A 17,051-nucleotide genomic window follows, 5' to 3' on the forward strand; every position below is an offset into this window, starting at 1 on the left:
AGCCGGGCGATCGCGTAGGCGGCCAGAGTGGAGAGGATGACGGCGATGAGCGTGGCGATGAGGCAGATCGCGATCGAGTTGCGCAGCGCCGGCAGGAACAGGTCGCGCGCCGCCCCGTTGATGATGAGGTCGTAGTTCTCCCAGCTGATCTCCGTAGGCCAGAACTGACGGTTGGAGATGTCAGCTGAGCTCTTGAGCGACAGCGACAGGGTCCACACCACCGGGAACAGCGCCCACAGCCCGATGAGGATGAAGGCGGCGATCCAGCCGAAGGTCGCCAGCGGTGTCTTCTTGCCGGAATCCATGTCCTACTCCTTCCCTGCACCGAGGTTGACGTTGAAGCCCTTGATGAACAGCAGGCAGATGAGGCCGACTGCGATGAACAGCAGCACGGACACTGCCGAACCGAGGCCGGTCTGCAGCTGCGAGATCGTCTGGTCATACGCCAGCGAGGACACGGTGGCCGTCCCGTTGGCGCCCTCGGTCATGACGAACACCGAGTCGAAGATGCGGAAGGCCTCAAGGGTGCGGAACATGAGCGCGACCATGATCGAGGCCTTCATGTTCGGCAGGGTCACCCGCACGAGGCGCTGCCAGCGGCTGGCGCCGTCGACGGTGGCTGCTTCGAGCATGTCGCCGGGGATCTGGGCGAGGCCGGCGAGCATGAGCAGTGAGATGAACGGGGTGGTCTTCCAGATCTCTGCCAGGGAGATGACGGCGAAGGAGGACCAGAAGTTGCCGAACCAGTCGAAGCTCTCCATCCCCAGCCAGGTGCCAACGAAGCCGGTGCCCAGGTCGAAGGCGTACTTCCAGGAGAACGCCGCGACGACGGTGATGATGCCGTAGGGGATGAGGATGATCGTGCGGATCGGCCCACGGACGGCCTTGAGCGCGTTGAGCATGACAACGGCGAACGCGAAGCCGAGCACGAGCTCGACGGCGACGGTGAAGACGGTGATGAGCAGGGTGAACCCGAGGGTCTGCCACCACAGCGGGTCGGTCAGCACGGTGACGTAGTTCAGGCCCCAGTTGAAGTAGGCGTTGTCCGGGTCGGTCAGCCGCTTGTTGAAGAAGGACTGGTAGACCGCCTGCAGGATCGGGTAGCCGGTCACCAGCAGCAGCACGGCTCCGGCCGGCCAGGCGAGCAGGAGGCCCAGGCGCGCCTCGTCCTTCGTTCGCTGGGACTTGTGCGCCTTGGACTTCTTCTTGCCCGCCGCCGAGGCGCCCTGTCCTGGAGCGGAGTCCGTCACCTCGGTCTTGGAGGTCGTGAGCAGGTGTGTGTCGTCGTTGGTCACAGCAGCGCCTCTCCACGCAGGATCTCGAGGATGAGATCGGCTGAGGTCTTCGGTGTGCTCTGGGGGCTGACGTCAGCCGGCGGGTGCCAGGATCGCTGGATGCCGCCGGTGATGCCGTTGTAGTACGGCGAGATCGGCCGGGACTTCGCCACTTCGAGCGAGTCGAGGATCGCATCCGAGTACGGGGCCTCCTCCTGCACCTTCGGATCGTCGAAGGCGGCGCGGGTGGCCGGCGGCAGTCCGTCGGTGATGTAGTACTCGGACTGCTTCTGGGTCTCGCGGATGCAGCTGATCGCTTCGAAGGCTTCGTCCTGGTGGTCGGAGAACGCGCCGACGGCGAGCTTGCCGCCGCCGAGCGGTGCGGCTCCCGGCGTACCCTCTTCGACGGCGGGGTACTGCGCCCAGCCGACGTCGTCGAAGACCTCCTGGTCGAGGCTGCCGTCCTCGACGGCGGCCTTCATGGCTGGGTAGACGAAGGGCCAGTTGACCATGAATCCGCCGTTCTCCCCTTGGAAGCGCAGCATAGCACCCTGCTCGTCGAGGTTGGAGAAGTTCGGTCCGCCCAGGCCCTCAGACCCGATCTTGTCGACGATCTCTGCAGCCTTCTCCCCTGCTGGGGAGTCGAGTCCGAGTTCGGTGTCCTCGGGTTCGGCTTCGGGATCCTTGACGATCGGCTCGCCCTGGGATTCGTACAGCGCGTTGACCCACACGGTCAGGGATTCGGCGCGGATGCCCTGGGCGCCGATCTCCTTGTCCTGGTCCTTGGCAGCTTCGATGATCTGATCCCAGGTCACCGGCTTGGACATGTCGAGGCCGGCCGCCTCGGCGACGGATTTGCGGTACCACAGGATCTGGGTGTTGGCCTGGACGGGGGCGACGACGAGCTGGTCCTCCCACATCGAGGACTCGACTGCCGCCTCGACGACGTCGTCGGTGAATTCGTCGACGTACTCCTCGGGCACCGGGGCGATGAAGTCGGCGTTGGCGAACTCGGGCACGTAGACGGTGTCGATGCTCATGATGTCGATCGAGTTGTCTTTGGAGGCGAGCCTTCGGATGAGCTGTTCGCGCTGACCGGCTGCGTCGCTGGGCAGCATCGAGGTCTGGATCGTGTATTTACCCCCGGAGGCCTCGGTGCAGGCTTCGGCCATCGCCGCCTTGCCGCCGTTGTCGGGGTCGATGTACCACGTCAGCGTCTTCGCGTCCTCTTGCGTGCCGCAGCCGCTGAGGGCCATGAGCGTCGCTGTCGCCATCGCCGCTCCGGCCAGCAGCCGGGTCCTGCGGCGGCGGGATGGATCCGTCATCAGCGCTCCTCCAGCCTTCCGTCTCGCGGTTCTTGCGAACCTCGCCGATGCCGTGCAGCCCTGTGCGGTGCATTGAGGGATCCTGCAAGACACATCACACTTCTGGTCTCACCTTAGCGGAGAATCGGCGAATGTGTGGGAGGGGCCGACCAGAAGACCAGGTGAGGGCGCTGGATGCACGAAGCCCCGGGAGTCGGAATGACTCCCGGGGCTTCAGTGTGATCGTGTGTCGATCACATCAGCTGATCAGTGATCAGGCGATGATCTCGGTGACACGGCCGGCACCGACGGTGCGGCCGCCCTCGCGGATGGCGAAGCGCAGGCCCTCTTCCATAGCGATCGGCTGGATGAGCTCAACGGTCATCTCAACGTTGTCGCCCGGCATGACCATCTCGGTGCCTTCCGGCAGCTCGATGACGCCGGTGACGTCGGTGGTACGGAAGTAGAACTGCGGGCGGTAGTTGGAGTAGAACGGGTTGTGACGTCCGCCCTCTTCCTTCTGCAGGATGTAGACCTGGCCCTTGAACTTCGTGTGCGGGGTGATCGAGCCCGGCTTGCAGATGACCTGGCCGCGCTCAACGTCCTCGCGCTTGGTGCCGCGGAGCAGGAGGCCGACGTTCTCACCGGCGCGAGCGTCCGGCAGGGTCTTGCGGAACATCTCGATGGCGGTGACGGTGGTCTTCTGCGACTGCGGCTTGATGCCGACGATCTCGATTTCCTCGTTCGGCAGCAGCACGCCGCGCTCCACACGACCGGTCACGACGGTGCCGCGGCCGGTGATGGTGAAGACGTCCTCGACAGGCATGAGGAACGGCTTGTCGATGTCGCGCTCCGGCTCCGGAACGTTCTCGTCGACGGCGTCCATGAGCTCCTCGACGGTCTTGACCCACTCCGGGTCGCCTTCGAGAGCCTTGAGAGCCGAGACGCGGACGATCGGGGCGTCCTCGTCGAAGTCCTGCGAACCGAGCAGGTCGCGGATCTCCATCTCAACGAGCTCGAGCATCTCATCAGCGTCGTCGCCGTACTCAGCGAGTGCGGCGTCGGTCTTGTTGAGAGCGACGAGCAGGTACGGAACGTTGACCTGGCGAGCGAGCAGGACGTGCTCGCGGGTCTGCGCCATGATGCCGTCGGTGGCGGCGATCACGAGGATCGCGCCGTCCATCTGAGCGGCACCGGTGATCATGTTCTTGATGTAGTCAGCGTGGCCCGGGGCGTCGACGTGTGCGTAGTGACGCTTCTCGGTCTCGTACTCAACGTGCGAGACGTTGATGGTGATGCCGCGCTGCTTCTCTTCCGGCGCGTTGTCGACCTGGTCGAAGGCCTGAGCCTGGTTCAGGTCCGGGTACTTGTTTGCCAGAACGTTCGTGATAGCCGCGGTCAGAGTCGTCTTACCGTGGTCAACGTGACCAATGGTACCGATGTTGACGTGCGGCTTAGTCCTGTCGAAACTAGCCTTTGCCACTGGGTTCCTCCTCGTGGTTGGTTCGGGACATGCGGTCCATGTCCCGCGCCTCTTCTGTTGTTGACAGCTGCCGGCTGGCGCCAGCAGCAACGGGCGAGATTACTCTTCGCCGCGGGTCTTCTGGATGATCTCGTCGGCGACAGCCTTCGGGACCTCCGCATAGCTATGGAACTGCATCGAGTACATGGCACGACCCTGGGTCTTCGACCGCAGGTCGCCGATGTAGCCGAACATCTCCGACAGCGGAACATGCGCACGGACAACCTTAACGCCTGTGGCATCCTCCATCGACTGGATCTGTCCGCGCCGCGAGTTCAGGTCGCCGATGACGTCACCCATGTACTCCTCCGGGGTGCGCACCTCGACCTCCATGAGCGGTTCGAGCAGAGCCGGGCTCGCCTTCTGGACGGCCTCCTTGAGGACCATCGAGCCGGCGATCTTGAACGCCATCTCCGAGGAGTCGACATCGTGGTACTGGCCGTCCACAAGGGTGGCCTTGATGCCGACCAGCGGGTAGCCGGCCAGCACGCCCATCTGCATGGCATCCTGGATGCCCTGGTCGACGCTCGGGATGTACTCGCGCGGCACGCGGCCGCCGGTGATGGCATTCTCGAATTCGTAGATCTGGTCGCCAGTGACCTCCATGGGCTCAATGGTGACCTGCACCTTGGCGAACTGGCCGGAACCGCCAGTCTGCTTCTTGTGCGTGTAGTCGGCCTTTTCCACCTTGCGGCGGATGGTCTCGCGGTAGGCGACCTGCGGCTTGCCGATGTTGGCCTCGACCTTGAATTCGCGCTTCATACGGTCGACGAACACATCGAGGTGCAGCTCGCCCATGCCGCCGATCTCGGTCTGGCCCGTCTCCTCGTTGAGGTTGACGGTGAAGGTCGGATCCTCCTTGACCAGCTTCTGGATGGCGGTCGAGAGCTTCTCCTGGTCGCCCTTGGTCTTCGGCTCGATGGAGACGAAGATGACGGGCTCCGGGAAGGACATCGACTCGAGCACGACCGGCTGCTGCGGGTCGCACAGGGTGTCGCCGGTGGTGGTCTCCTTGAGGCCGATGAAGGCGTAGATGTGTCCGGCGACTGCTTCCTCGACAGGGTTCTCCTTGTTCGAGTGCATCTGGAACATCTTGCCGACGCGCTCCTTCTTGCCGCTGGTCGTGTTGAGCACCTGCTCACCCGACTTCACGGTTCCGGAGTACACGCGGACGTAGGTCAGCGTTCCGAAGAACGGGTGGCTGGCGACCTTGAAGGCCAGACCGGCGAACGGTCCGTCCTTGCGCGGTTCGCGGGTGACGACCTCGTCCTCCTTACCGGGGGCATAGCCTTCGACAGCCGGGACGTCGAGCGGGCTCGGGAGGTAGTCGATGACGGCGTTGAGCACGAGCTGGATGCCCTTGTTCTTGAACGCCGAACCGCACATCACCGGGAACGCCTCAGAGGAGATGGTCAGCTGGCGGATGCCGGCCTTGAGCTCGTCGATGGTGAGCTCGCCCTCTTCGAGGTACCTGTCCATGAGCTCTTCGCTGGCCTCAGCGACATCCTCCATGAGGTTGGCGCGCATCTCCTCGGCGCGTGCCTTGAGCTCCTCGGGGATCTCGATCTCGACCATGTCCTGGCCCATCTTCGACTCGTCGGGCCATTCCCAGGCCTTCATCTCAACGAGGTCGATGACAGCACGGAAGTCGGACTCAGCACCGATCGGCAGCTGGATGACCAGCGGCTTGGCGCCGAGGCGCTCACGGATGGTCTTGACGGTGAAGTCGAAGTCGGCACCGAGCTTGTCCATCTTGTTGACGAAGCACACGCGCGGAACGTCGTACTTGTCAGCCTGACGCCACACGGTCTCAGACTGCGGCTCAACGCCTTCCTTGCCGTCGAACACGGCAACGGCACCGTCGAGCACGCGCAGCGAGCGCTCCACCTCGACGGTGAAGTCGACGTGGCCCGGGGTGTCGATGATGTTGATCTGGTTGTCTTCCCAGTAGCAGGTGGTGGCAGCCGAGGTGATCGTGATGCCGCGCTCCTGCTCCTGCTCCATCCAGTCCATCGTCGAGGCGCCGTCGTGGGTCTCGCCGAGCTTGTAGTTCACACCGGTGTAGAACAGGATGCGTTCGGTGGTAGTGGTCTTACCGGCATCGATGTGAGCCATGATGCCGATGTTGCGGACCTTCTTGAGGTCAGTCAGCACGTCGAGTGCCACGGTGTCTCTCTTCCGTCTCGTTGAGTTGGACAGCTGGCCGGACCAGATCGCACCGGTCCGGCCCAGCGTCGCTTACCAGCGGTAGTGGGCGAAGGCCTTGTTGGACTCGGCCATCTTGTGCATGTCCTCGCGGCGCTTCACAGCGGCGCCCAGACCGTTGCTCGCATCCAGGATCTCGTTCTGGAGGCGATCGGTCATGGTCTTTTCACGACGCTGCCGGGCGAAGCCGACGAGCCACCGCAGAGCGAGGGTGGTCGAGCGCGCTGCACGCACCTCGACCGGCACCTGGTAGGTCGCACCGCCGACACGGCGCGAGCGGACCTCGAGCGCCGGGCGGATGTTGTCCAGGGCCTTCTTGAGCAGCGAAACCGCGTCGGTGTTGGCCTTCTCAGCGGCGGCTTCGAGGGCGCCGTAGACGATGCGCTCAGCGGTGGAGCGCTTGCCGTCGAGGAGCACCTTGTTGATGAGCTGGGTGACCAGCGGCGAGTGGTAGACCGGGTCGATGCCGACCGGTCGCTTGGGGGCGGGACCCTTACGTGGCATTACTTCTTCTCCCTCTTGGCTCCGTAACGGCTGCGTGCCTGCTGGCGGCCCTTGACACCCTGGGTGTCGAGCGATCCGCGCACGATCTTGTAGCGCACGCCGGGGAGGTCCTTGACGCGGCCTCCGCGGACCAGCACGATCGAGTGCTCCTGCAGGTTGTGGCCCTCGCCCGGAATGTAGGCGGTCACCTCGATCTGGCTGGAGAGCTTGACACGTGCGACCTTGCGCAGTGCCGAGTTCGGCTTCTTGGGAGTGGTGGTGTACACACGCGTGCACACGCCGCGGCGCTGCGGGCTGCCCTTGAGGGCAGGCGTCGCGTTCTTCGCGGCCTTGTCGTGCCGGCCCTTGCGGACCAGCTGCTGGATTGTAGGCACTGAATATTCTCCGATGCTTCTCGATATACCTAAGTCCGATGGCGATCACAGCGCCTGCTGTGCCGTCCGCACCCTCGGACATGTCCTGCTGGGAGCGGGTGAAGCTGCCTGCCCGTCCCCAGTCCCCCGCGAGTCCCCGCTGCATCCCGAACCGGATGTGCCATGATGGCAGGGCGCCCTTGTCGAGCTGCCGAAACAGCCAGTCAGAGAACCGATGGGGCCTTGCGGCCTGCATGACACCGCCCGCGGCTGCTCCTCGTCACCCGGTGCGGAGCGGGTGACACAGCCTCGTGCGCGCATGCGGACACGATCTGATCACAATCAGTCACAGTACAGCCTAGACGGTGGCGGCGCCGCCGGTCAAAACGACCTCAACGCCAGGTTCCGCGCGGGGATTCCACTTCCGGAGAGGCAGTGGGCTGCGCCACAGACACCGCAGCCGCCGGCGTTACGCGCAGGTCACGTTCCGTTCGCCGGGCTTGGCTATGCTGGGCACATGTCCGACCTCGTACCCCGCGCCGGCGACAGCGACCGGCCCCGCAAGCTGCGCGCCAGTGATCAGGACCGCGACGCCGTCCTCGACGTCCTCTCCTCCGCCCACGCCTCCGGCCGGCTCGACCCCACGGAGCTCGATGAGCGGCAGGAGGCGACGATGGCAACGAAGTTCCTCGCTGAGCTCCCCGAGCTCATCGACGATCTGCCCGAAGGCGATGAGCTCGTCGCCCGGCTGCGCGCCGAGGCCGGAATCGATCCCGGGCCCTCTGCCTCGGGCACGGCGGTGGCGCACCGCCGCAAGCACATCCCGCCGGCCAAGCCCGGTACCGGCAAGCCCGTGTACGACGTCGCGGTGCTCGGTGGCTCAGCGAAGACGATCGTCGCCGGCACCTCCAAGGTCGAGACGTATGCGCTCATGGGCGGCAGCGAGATCTACCTGCACGAGGTGATGGGTCCCGGCGTCGAGCTCAAGCTGACGAACATCTCGGTCATGGCCGGGCATGACATCTACGTGCCGGGCGGGGTCAGGATCATCGACAACACGGTCAACTTCCTCGCCGGCAACGACATCGCCCGCAACGCCCAGGGCGACGGCTCCAACGGCACCCTCATCCTCGACGGCTTCAACCTCATGGCCGGCCACGACGTCAAGCTCGACCCGAACTGGACTCCCGAAAACCGCTGAGCGGCCCCGGTATCTGATCTCATCCCGAACCTGACACCGACCCGAGAGGACTCTCAGTGAACATCGGCATTCTGACCTCCGGCGGCGACTGCCCCGGTCTCAACGCGGTCATCCGCGGGGCCGTGCGCAAGGGCATCCGCCAGTACGGTTACAGCTTCTCCGCGATCCGCGACGGCTGGCGCGGGCTGCTGGAAGACGACATCCATCCGCTGCACATGGTCGACGTCCGCGGCATCGGCGCCCGCGGCGGCACTATCCTCGGAACCTCCCGCACGCACCCGTACTCAGGCGGAGGGCCGGAGCGGATGCGCGAAGTGATGGCCGAGCGCGGCATCGACGCCGTCATCGCGATCGGCGGTGAGGGCACGCTGGCCGGCGCCTCGCGGCTGGCAGATGACGAGGGGCTGCCGGTCGTCGGCGTGCCGAAGACGATTGACAACGACCTCGACAACACCGACTACACCTTCGGGTTCGACACCGCACAGGAGATCGCCACCGAGGCGATCGACCGACTGCGCACGACAGCCGAAAGCCACCACCGCTGCATGGTGCTCGAGGTCATGGGACGCAACGTCGGCTGGATCGCATTGCAGTCGGGCATGGCCGGTGGCGCCCATGCCATCCTCATCCCGGAGTTCCCGGTCGGCTACGAGCAGATCTGCGAATGGGTTCGCTCGGCCTGGGATCGCGGACGCGCCCCGCTCGTCGTCGTCGCCGAGGGCTTCGTGCCCGAGGATCTCGACGACCAGGTCTCGGAGGCCGGTCTCGACAAGCACGGCCGGGTGCGCCTGGGCGGCATCGGCAACCACCTCGCCCCGATCATCGAAGAGCGCACCGGCTTGGAGACCCGCGCGGTGACGCTCGGCCACTTGCAGCGCGGCGGCTCCCCGACGGCCTACGACCGGGTGCTCGCCACCCGGCTCGGAATGGCCGCCGTCGACCTGTGCCACGACGCCGGCTGGGGTCAGATGGCAAGCCTGACGGGCACCGACATCATCCGGGTGCCGATGGCCGAGGCCGTCGACCGGCTCAAGTTCGTCCCACAGCACAGGTGGGATGAAGTCCAGGTCCTGCTCGGTTGAACTCGTCAGCCAGCAGGGTGGGCGCCAGTCGCGCCGCCACCCGATCCTGCAGCTGGCCGGCTGTCGCGGGATCTGATGCCAGCGCCAACAGCTCCTGCGCATCGAACGCCACGACCTCGTAGCCGAGTGCGCTGATCGACTCATAGGCGGATTCGAGCACCTGCATGCTCTCCCCTGTCCGGCTGACGTCGACGACGATACGCAGGCGGGGAAAGAGGAACGACACTGCCGCTCCCGCGGCCGGCTCCTCGGCCCCCGGCAACACGACGTGCTGCCGGAAGCCGGTGAATCCGAGCCCGCACAGCACGGCGAGCAGCACCGATTCAGCCGGTATCACCGCCTCGCCGGTGGCGGCGTGGAGCACCATCCGAACCTGGGCGAAACGGTTGCGGCGCTGCTGCGAATCAGCCACGGTGTGCAGCTCTCGCCGGGCGTGCTCCTGGTCGTGCGCCCCGCGCAGCAGGTGGTCGGCAGCCAGCACGCCGGCGATGACGCCGACGTCGCGGGCCAGGTCGATGACCGTGCGGGCCGGGCTGGTGATCTGGAGATCGCCGATCGTGAGGCGATCGCACGGCAGCACAGGATTCCGCCAGCGACGCAGCATTGCCGATTCTGCTCCCCTGCGCGGATGCGAGACGTGCAGCGGCGTCTCGCCTGTGGCACCGAGGACAGGCATGCCGTGCAGACGTGCGGCGGTCTCATGTGGAGATGACGTCCGAGGGTGCCAGGGGAGGGAGGGGCTCGGGCAGCACAGCTGCTGCAGTGTGCGTGATCGCTGTCGGCTCCCGGCGGCGCAGTGTTGTCGTATCCATGCCGTCACCCTGCTGCCCACGGCCCACGATGACCAGAGGCAGCCGCGGTCTGTGGAAACTCCGTGATCTGTCCACAGGTATGTCCACAGATGTGCAGGAGGTTACTCGGACTCCGTTACGCGATCGTCGCGCCGCCCTCTCTCCCCCATCACGCTGGGCATGCAGGCCGGTTACCGACACGTAGCCCGCCGGAACGCGCAACGACGACTCACACCTCGGGAACGGGGACCAGAACCGCGTGAGACCGGGCATGATGCGCTCTGTCCACAGGTATTTGCACAGCAGCGGCTGCCTGTGGGCAGCCGGGGGGGTGAATGACGACGGGGCGGGGACAGCGTGTGCTGTCCCCGCCCCGTGCGGTTCAGGCCTGCAGCCGAGGGCTGCCGGTCAGATCATCAGCTGAAGGCGCCGAAGTCGTAGTCCTCCAGCGGGATGGCCGCCCCTTCTCCTGCCAGCGACGGGTAGAAGTCGTTGTAGGAGTTGGAGAACATTTCCTGGCGGGCCTCTTCGGTCGGCTCGACGATCATGTCGCGGTACTTATGCATACCGGTGCCAGCCGGGATGAGCTTACCGAGGATGACGTTCTCCTTCAGGCCGAGCAGCGGGTCGGTCTTGCCCTCCATCGCTGCTTCGGTGAGGACGCGGGTGGTCTCCTGGAAGGAGGCCGCCGACAGCCACGACTCAGTCGCCAGCGAGGCCTTCGTAATACCCATGAGCTCGTCACGGGCCGAAGCCGGCTTGCCGCCTTCGGCGACGACACGGCGGTTCTCCTCCTGGTAGCGGCCGCGATCGACCAGCTCACCGGGCAGCAGGTTGGTGTCGCCGGATTCGATGACGGTGACCCGCCGGAGCATCTGACGGACGATGACCTCGATGTGCTTGTCGTGGATGCCCACGCCCTGCGAGCGGTAGACCTTCTGCACCTCGTCGACGAGGAAGCGCTCGGCTTCCCGGCGACCGCGGATGCGCAGCACCTGCTTCGGGTCGATGGCGCCCTCGACGAGCTTCGATCCGGCCTCGACGCGCTGTCCGTCCTCGACGAGCAGCTGCGCACGGCGGCCGACCGGGTGCTCGATTTCCTCCGAGCCGTCGTCCGGGGTGACGATGACGTAGCGGGTCTTGCGGCTGTCGTCGATCTTCACCTTGCCGGTTGCCTCGGCGATCGGAGCGAAGCCCTTCGGAGTACGGGCCTCGAAGAGCTCGGTGACACGCGGCAGACCCTGCGTGATGTCGCCTCCGCCGCCGGCGGCGACACCACCGGTGTGGAAGGTGCGCATCGTCAGCTGGGTGCCCGGCTCACCGATCGACTGGGCTGCGACGGTGCCGATCGCCTCGCCGATGTCGACGAGCTTGCCGGTGGCCATCGAGCGGCCGTAGTGCATCGCCGAGATCTGCACGTCCGAATCGGCGGTGAGCACCGAATGGACCTTGATCTCCTCGATGCCGGCGGCGACGAGGGTGTCGACGACGTCGGGGCCGACGTCCGTCTTGGCCGGGACGATGACGTTGCCGTCAGCGTCGGTGATGTCCGAGACGGTCAGGCGGCCGTAGACGCTGGTCTCAGCGAACTCGTGCGGCTCCAGTTCGCCGTTGACGCCGCGCTGCGCGACCGGCAGCGTGATGCCCTTGGGCGAATCGGTCGACTCCGAGCGGATGATGACATCCTGCGACACGTCGACGAGACGACGGGTCAGGTAGCCGGAGTCTGCCGTACGCAGAGCGGTGTCGGCCAGGCCCTTACGGGCGCCGTGGCTGGCGATGAAGTACTCGAGGACGGACAGGCCCTCGCGGTAGTTCGACTTGATCGGACGCGGGATGATCTCACCCTTCGGGTTCGTCACCAGGCCGCGCATACCGGCCAGCTGACGGACCTGGGTCCAGTTGCCCGATGCGCCGGAGTTGACGAGGCGGACGACGGAGTTCTCCTCAGGGAAGTTCTTCTGCATCGCCTCGGCAACCTGGTCGGAGGTGTCCGACCAGATCTTGACGAGCTCGCTGCGGCGCTCATCGTCGGTGAGCGCACCGAAGTCGTACTGCTCCTGCACGCGGGACGCCTGCTCCTCGGCCTCGTCGAGCATGCCGGCTTTCGACTCCGGGGAGACGATGTCGGACATCGCGACGGTCAGGCCCGAGTGGGTGGCCCAGTAGAAGCCCTCGGACTTGAACTGGTCGAGCGTGTGGGCGACCTCGACCTTCGGGTACAGGTCGGCCAGGCGGTTGACGATCTTCGACAGCGCCTTCTTGTCCACCGTCGAATTGACGTACTGGTAGTCCGCCGGCAGCGTCTCGTTGAACAGGGCGCGGCCGAGCGTCGTCTCGACGATCGCCGGCTGACCCGGCTCCCAGCCCTCGGGCATCTCCATCGTGCGCGAGGGCACGATATCGTCGATCCGCAGCTTGATCTTCGCACCGAGGTTGAGCTCATCGCGGTCGAAGGCCATGATCGCCTCGGCGATGGAGGCGAACTCGCGTCCCTCGCCCTCCGAGCCGGAGCGCTCGCTGGTGAGGTGGTACAGGCCGATGATCATGTCCTGCGACGGCATCGTGACGGGCTTGCCGTCCGAGGGCTTGAGGATGTTGTTCGCCGAGAGCATGAGGATGCGGGCCTCAGCCTGGGCCTCAGCGCTCAGCGGCAGGTGCACAGCCATCTGGTCACCGTCGAAGTCGGCGTTGAACGCCGAGCAGACGAGCGGGTGGATCTGGATGGCCTTGCCCTCGACGAGCAGCGGCTCGAAGGCCTGGATGCCGAGGCGGTGCAGGGTCGGTGCGCGGTTGAGCAGCACCGGGTGCTCGGAGATGACCTCTTCGAGGACGTCCCACACCTGGGCGTGCTGGCGCTCGACCATGCGCTTGGCGGACTTGATGTTCTGCGCGTGGTTGAGGTCGACGAGCCGCTTCATGACGAAGGGCTTGAACAGCTCGAGCGCCATGGTCTTGGGCAGACCGCACTCGTGCAGGTTCAGGGTCGGGCCGACGACGATGACCGAACGGCCGGAGTAGTCGACGCGCTTGCCGAGCAGGTTCTGGCGGAACCGGCCCTGCTTGCCCTTGAGCATGTCCGACAGCGACTTGAGCGGGCGGTTGCCCGGTCCGGTGACCGGACGGCCGCGGCGGCCGTTGTCGAACAGCGAGTCGACGGCTTCCTGCAGCATCCGCTTCTCGTTGTTCACGATGATCTCAGGCGCACCCAGGTCGAGGAGGCGCTTGAGGCGGTTGTTGCGGTTGATGACGCGACGGTACAGGTCGTTGAGGTCCGAGGTGGCGAAGCGGCCACCGTCGAGCTGGACCATCGGACGCAGCTCCGGCGGGATCACCGGAATCGCATCGAGCACCATGCCCTCAGGACTGTTGTCGGTCGACAGGAAGGCGTTGACGACCTTGAGGCGCTTGAGCGCACGGGTCTTGCGCTGTCCCTTGCCGGTCTTGATCAGCTCGCGCAGCTTATCGGACTCGCCTTCGAGGTCGAAGTCCTGCAGGCGCTTCTGGATCGCCTCAGCGCCCATCGCACCGGTGAAGTAGATGCCGAACCGGGCGACCATGTCACGGTAGAGGCTCTCATCGCCTTCGAGGTCGGAGACCTTGAGGCCCTTGAAGCGCTCCCACACCTGCTCGATGCGGTCGATCTCGCGATCGGCGTTCTTGCGGAGGTTGTTCATCTCCTTCTCGGCCTGGGTGCGCAGCTTGTTCTTCGCAGCTGCAGTGGCACCCTCGGACTCGAGTTCGGCGAGGTCCTCTTCGAGCTTCTTCGACCGGCGGTCGAGGTCGGCGTCACGGCGGTCGCCGATGCGCTTCTTCTCGACGTCGATCTGGTTCTGCAGGGTCGGCAGATCCCGGTGGCGGGACTCCTCGTCAACGGAGGTGATCATGTAGGCGGCGAAGTAGATGACCTTCTCCAGGTCCTTCGGCGCCAGGTCGAGCAGGTAGCCCAGTCGGGAGGGCACGCCCTTGAAGTACCAGATGTGGGTGACCGGGGCGGCGAGCTCGATGTGGCCCATGCGCTCACGGCGGACCTTGGCGCGGGTGACCTCGACACCGCAGCGCTCGCAGATGATGCCCTTGAAGCGCACGCGCTTGTACTTGCCGCAGTAGCACTCCCAGTCGCGAGTCGGTCCGAAGATCTTCTCGCAGAACAGACCGTCCTTCTCCGGCTTGAGGGTGCGGTAGTTGATCGTCTCGGGCTTCTTGACCTCACCGTGGGACCAGCGGCGGATGTCATCAGCGGTGGCCAGGCCGATGCGCAGCTCATCAAAGAAATTGACGTCAGGCACGTAAATCCTCTTTCTCTTGACAGCTGACGGACAGCTGTCGAAATTCTCGAATACTCAGGCTTGTGCCTGCCGGCCCGCGTGCGGGCCGGCAGGGGCGATCAGACTTCTTCGACGGTCTGTGCTTCGTGACGCGACAGGTTGATGCCGAGCTCTTCGGCTGCACGGAACACCTCATCATCGGAGTCGCGCATCTCGACGTGCATGCCGTCCGAGGACAGCACCTCGACGTCGAGGCACAGCGACTGCATCTCCTTGATGAGCACCTTGAACGATTCCGGGATTCCCGGATTCGGCAGGTTGTCGCCCTTGACGATCGCCTCGTAGACCTTGACGCGGCCGGGGATGTCATCGGACTTGATCGTCAGCAGCTCCTGCAGGGTGTAGGCGGCACCGTATGCCTCCAGCGCCCACACCTCCATCTCACCGAAGCGCTGACCGCCGAACTGCGCCTTACCGCCCAGCGGCTGCTGGGTGATCATCGAGTACGGTCCGGTCGAACGCGCGTGGATCTTGTCGTCGACCAGGTGGTGCAGCTTGAGCAGGTACATGTAGCCGACCGAGATCGGGTACGGGAACGGCTCGCCGGAACGGCCGTCGAACAGGCGCGCCTTGCCCGAGGTGTCGACGAGGCGGTCGCCGTCGCGGTTCGGGTGGGTGGCCTCGAGCAGTCCGCGCAGCTCCTCTTCGTGCGCACCGTCGAACACCGGGGTGGCGACGTTGGTGCCGGCCTCCACCTCGGCGGCGAAGCCGTGATCGAGGAGTTCGGTGGCCCACTCGGGGTTGCCTTCGATCTTCCAGCCCTGCTTGGCGATCCAGCCGAGGTGAACCTCGAACACCTGTCCGATGTTCATACGACGCGGCACGCCGTGCGGGTTGAGGATGACGTCGACGGGGGTGCCGTCTTCGAGGAACGGCATGTCCTCGACCGGCAGGATCGTCGAGATGACGCCCTTGTTGCCGTGGCGGCCGGCCATCTTGTCACCGATGGTGATCTTGCGGCGCTGGGCGACGTAGACGCGCACCAGCTGGTTGACGCCGGGCGAGAGCTCGTCGTCTTCGTCACGGTCGAAGACCTTGACGCCGATGACGGTGCCGGACTCGCCGTGCGGGACCTTGAGCGAGGTGTCGCGGACTTCGCGGGACTTCTCACCGAAGATCGCGCGCAGCAGGCGCTCCTCGGGGGTCAGCTCGGTCTCACCCTTCGGGGTGACCTTGCCGACGAGGATATCGCCGTCGGTGACCTCGGCGCCGATGCGGATGATGCCGCGGTCGTCGAGATCGGCCAGCGCGTCCGGGGAGATGTTCGGGATGTCCCGGGTGATCTCCTCGGCACCGAGCTTGGTGTCACGGGCGTCGACTTCGTGCTCTTCGATGTGGATCGAGGAGAGCACGTCGTCCTGCACCATGCGCTGGGACAGGATGATGGCGTCCTCGTAGTTGTAGCCCTCCCACGACATGAATGCCACGAGCAGGTTCTTGCCCAGGGCCATCTCGCCGTCCTGGGTCGAGGGTCCGTCGGCGAGCACGGCACCGGCCTCCACGCGGTCTCCCACGTTGACGAGGATGCGCTGGTTGTAGGAGGTGCCGTGGTTGGAGCGGCGGAACTTCTCGGCCTTGTACGTCATGGTCGTGCCGTCGTCGTTCATGACGGTCACGTAGTCGGCGCACACGTCGGTGACGACACCGGACTGCTCGGCGAGGATGACGTCGCCGGCGTCGACGGCGGAGCGGTACTCCATGCCGGTGCCGACCAGCGGCGACTCGCTGCGCACGAGCGGCACAGCCTGACGCTGCATGTTCGCACCCATGAGGGCGCGGTTGGCGTCGTCGTGCTCGAGGAACGGGATGAGCGCGGTGGCCACCGAGACCATCTGGCGTGCCGAGACGTCCATGTAGTCGACCTCGTCGACCGGCAGCAGCTCGGCCTCACCCGAGCCGCCGGCCGGACGGCAGAGGACGAACTCCTCAGCGAACTCGTTGTCCTCGGTCAGCGGGGCGTTGGCCTGCGCGATGTCGAACTCGAGCTCATCATCGGCGGTGAGGTACTCGACCTTGTCGGTGACGACACCGTTCTCGACCTTGCGGTACGGGGTCTCGATGAAGCCGAACGGGTTGATCCGGCCGTAGGAGGCCAGCGAACCGATGAGGCCGATGTTCGGGCCTTCCGGCGTCTCGATCGGGCACATGCGGCCGTAGTGCGACGGGTGGACATCGCGGACTTCCATGCCGGCGCGGTCGCGCGACAGACCGCCGGGTCCCAGTGCCGAGAGGCGGCGCTTGTGGGTCAGGCCGGCCAGCGGGTTGTTCTGGTCCATGAACTGCGAGAGCTGGGAGGTTCCGAAGAACTCCTTGATCGCAGCGACGACCGGGCGGATGTTGATGAGCGACTGCGGAGTGATCGCCTCGACGTCCTGAGTCGTCATGCGCTCACGCACGACGCGCTCCATGCGCGACAGGCCGGTGCGCACCTGGCTTTCGATGAGCTCGCCGACCGCACGGATGCGGCGGTTGCCGAAGTGGTCGATG

At 65.6% G+C, this 17,051-nt stretch carries 11 protein-coding genes and 1 pseudogene; 2 read left to right on the top strand and 10 right to left on the bottom strand.

Annotation, left to right across the window (positions count from 1 at the left end):
* The 7 genes and pseudogenes from B4E96_RS13100 to rpsL form a co-directional block, all read right to left on the bottom strand.
* Positions 1-305: pseudogene (locus tag B4E96_RS13100) on the bottom strand (carbohydrate ABC transporter permease); the annotation flags it as partial.
* Positions 306-308: 3 nt separating this feature from the next.
* Entirely contained in the window at positions 309-1,295 is a 987-nt protein-coding gene (locus tag B4E96_RS13105; RefSeq protein WP_406891821.1) for a carbohydrate ABC transporter permease, read from the bottom strand.
* Positions 1,292-2,599 carry an extracellular solute-binding protein gene (locus tag B4E96_RS13110; protein WP_286957956.1) on the bottom strand — a complete coding sequence of 436 codons (1,308 nt, stop codon included), beginning with the start codon at positions 2,597-2,599 and terminating at the stop codon, positions 1,292-1,294. Before B4E96_RS13110 ends, B4E96_RS13105 begins: the two co-directional genes overlap by 4 nt.
* A gap of 253 nt (positions 2,600-2,852) precedes the next feature.
* The gene (tuf, locus tag B4E96_RS13115; RefSeq protein WP_102161478.1) at positions 2,853-4,061 is read right to left on the bottom strand and encodes an elongation factor Tu; all 1,209 of its coding nucleotides are present in this window, start codon (positions 4,059-4,061) and stop codon (positions 2,853-2,855) included.
* Between the two features lie 99 nt (positions 4,062-4,160).
* Positions 4,161-6,266, bottom strand: a complete 2,106-nt coding sequence (gene fusA, locus B4E96_RS13120) for an elongation factor G (RefSeq protein ID WP_102161476.1) — start codon at positions 6,264-6,266, stop codon at positions 4,161-4,163.
* Positions 6,267-6,338: 72 nt separating this feature from the next.
* Positions 6,339-6,809, bottom strand: a complete 471-nt coding sequence (gene rpsG, locus B4E96_RS13125; protein WP_102161474.1) for a 30S ribosomal protein S7 — start codon at positions 6,807-6,809, stop codon at positions 6,339-6,341.
* Positions 6,809-7,183 (bottom strand): 30S ribosomal protein S12, encoded by a 375-nt coding sequence (rpsL, locus tag B4E96_RS13130; RefSeq protein ID WP_102161472.1) that lies wholly within the window; start codon positions 7,181-7,183, stop codon positions 6,809-6,811. Before rpsL ends, rpsG begins: the two co-directional genes overlap by 1 nt.
* Before the next feature lie 496 nt (positions 7,184-7,679).
* Here rpsL and B4E96_RS13135 point away from each other — a divergent pair, with 496 nt between their 5' ends.
* Entirely contained in the window at positions 7,680-8,363 is a 684-nt protein-coding gene (locus B4E96_RS13135) for a DUF1707 SHOCT-like domain-containing protein (protein ID WP_102161470.1), read from the top strand.
* A 56-nt stretch (positions 8,364-8,419) separates the two neighbouring features.
* Positions 8,420-9,445: a 6-phosphofructokinase gene (locus B4E96_RS13140; protein ID WP_217007013.1), complete on the top strand. Its 1,026-nt coding sequence runs from the start codon at positions 8,420-8,422 to the stop codon at positions 9,443-9,445.
* Here B4E96_RS13140 and B4E96_RS13145 read toward each other — a convergent pair.
* From B4E96_RS13145 to B4E96_RS13155, 3 genes are all read right to left on the bottom strand, one after another.
* The gene (locus B4E96_RS13145; RefSeq protein ID WP_286957958.1) at positions 9,393-10,121 is read right to left on the bottom strand and encodes a hypothetical protein; all 729 of its coding nucleotides are present in this window, start codon (positions 10,119-10,121) and stop codon (positions 9,393-9,395) included. The two genes, B4E96_RS13140 and B4E96_RS13145, sit on opposite strands and share 53 nt — an antisense overlap.
* Positions 10,122-10,652: 531 nt before the next feature.
* Positions 10,653-14,525 (bottom strand): DNA-directed RNA polymerase subunit beta', encoded by a 3,873-nt coding sequence (locus B4E96_RS13150; protein WP_102161464.1) that lies wholly within the window; start codon positions 14,523-14,525, stop codon positions 10,653-10,655.
* A gap of 98 nt (positions 14,526-14,623) precedes the next feature.
* On the bottom strand, positions 14,624-17,051 hold a 2,428-nt coding region (locus B4E96_RS13155; protein WP_286957960.1), incomplete at its 5' end, for a DNA-directed RNA polymerase subunit beta.

It is taken from the genome of Brevibacterium sp. UBA7493, from assembly GCF_002479565.1.
Lineage (GTDB): Bacteria > Actinomycetota > Actinomycetes > Actinomycetales > Brevibacteriaceae > Brevibacterium > Brevibacterium luteolum.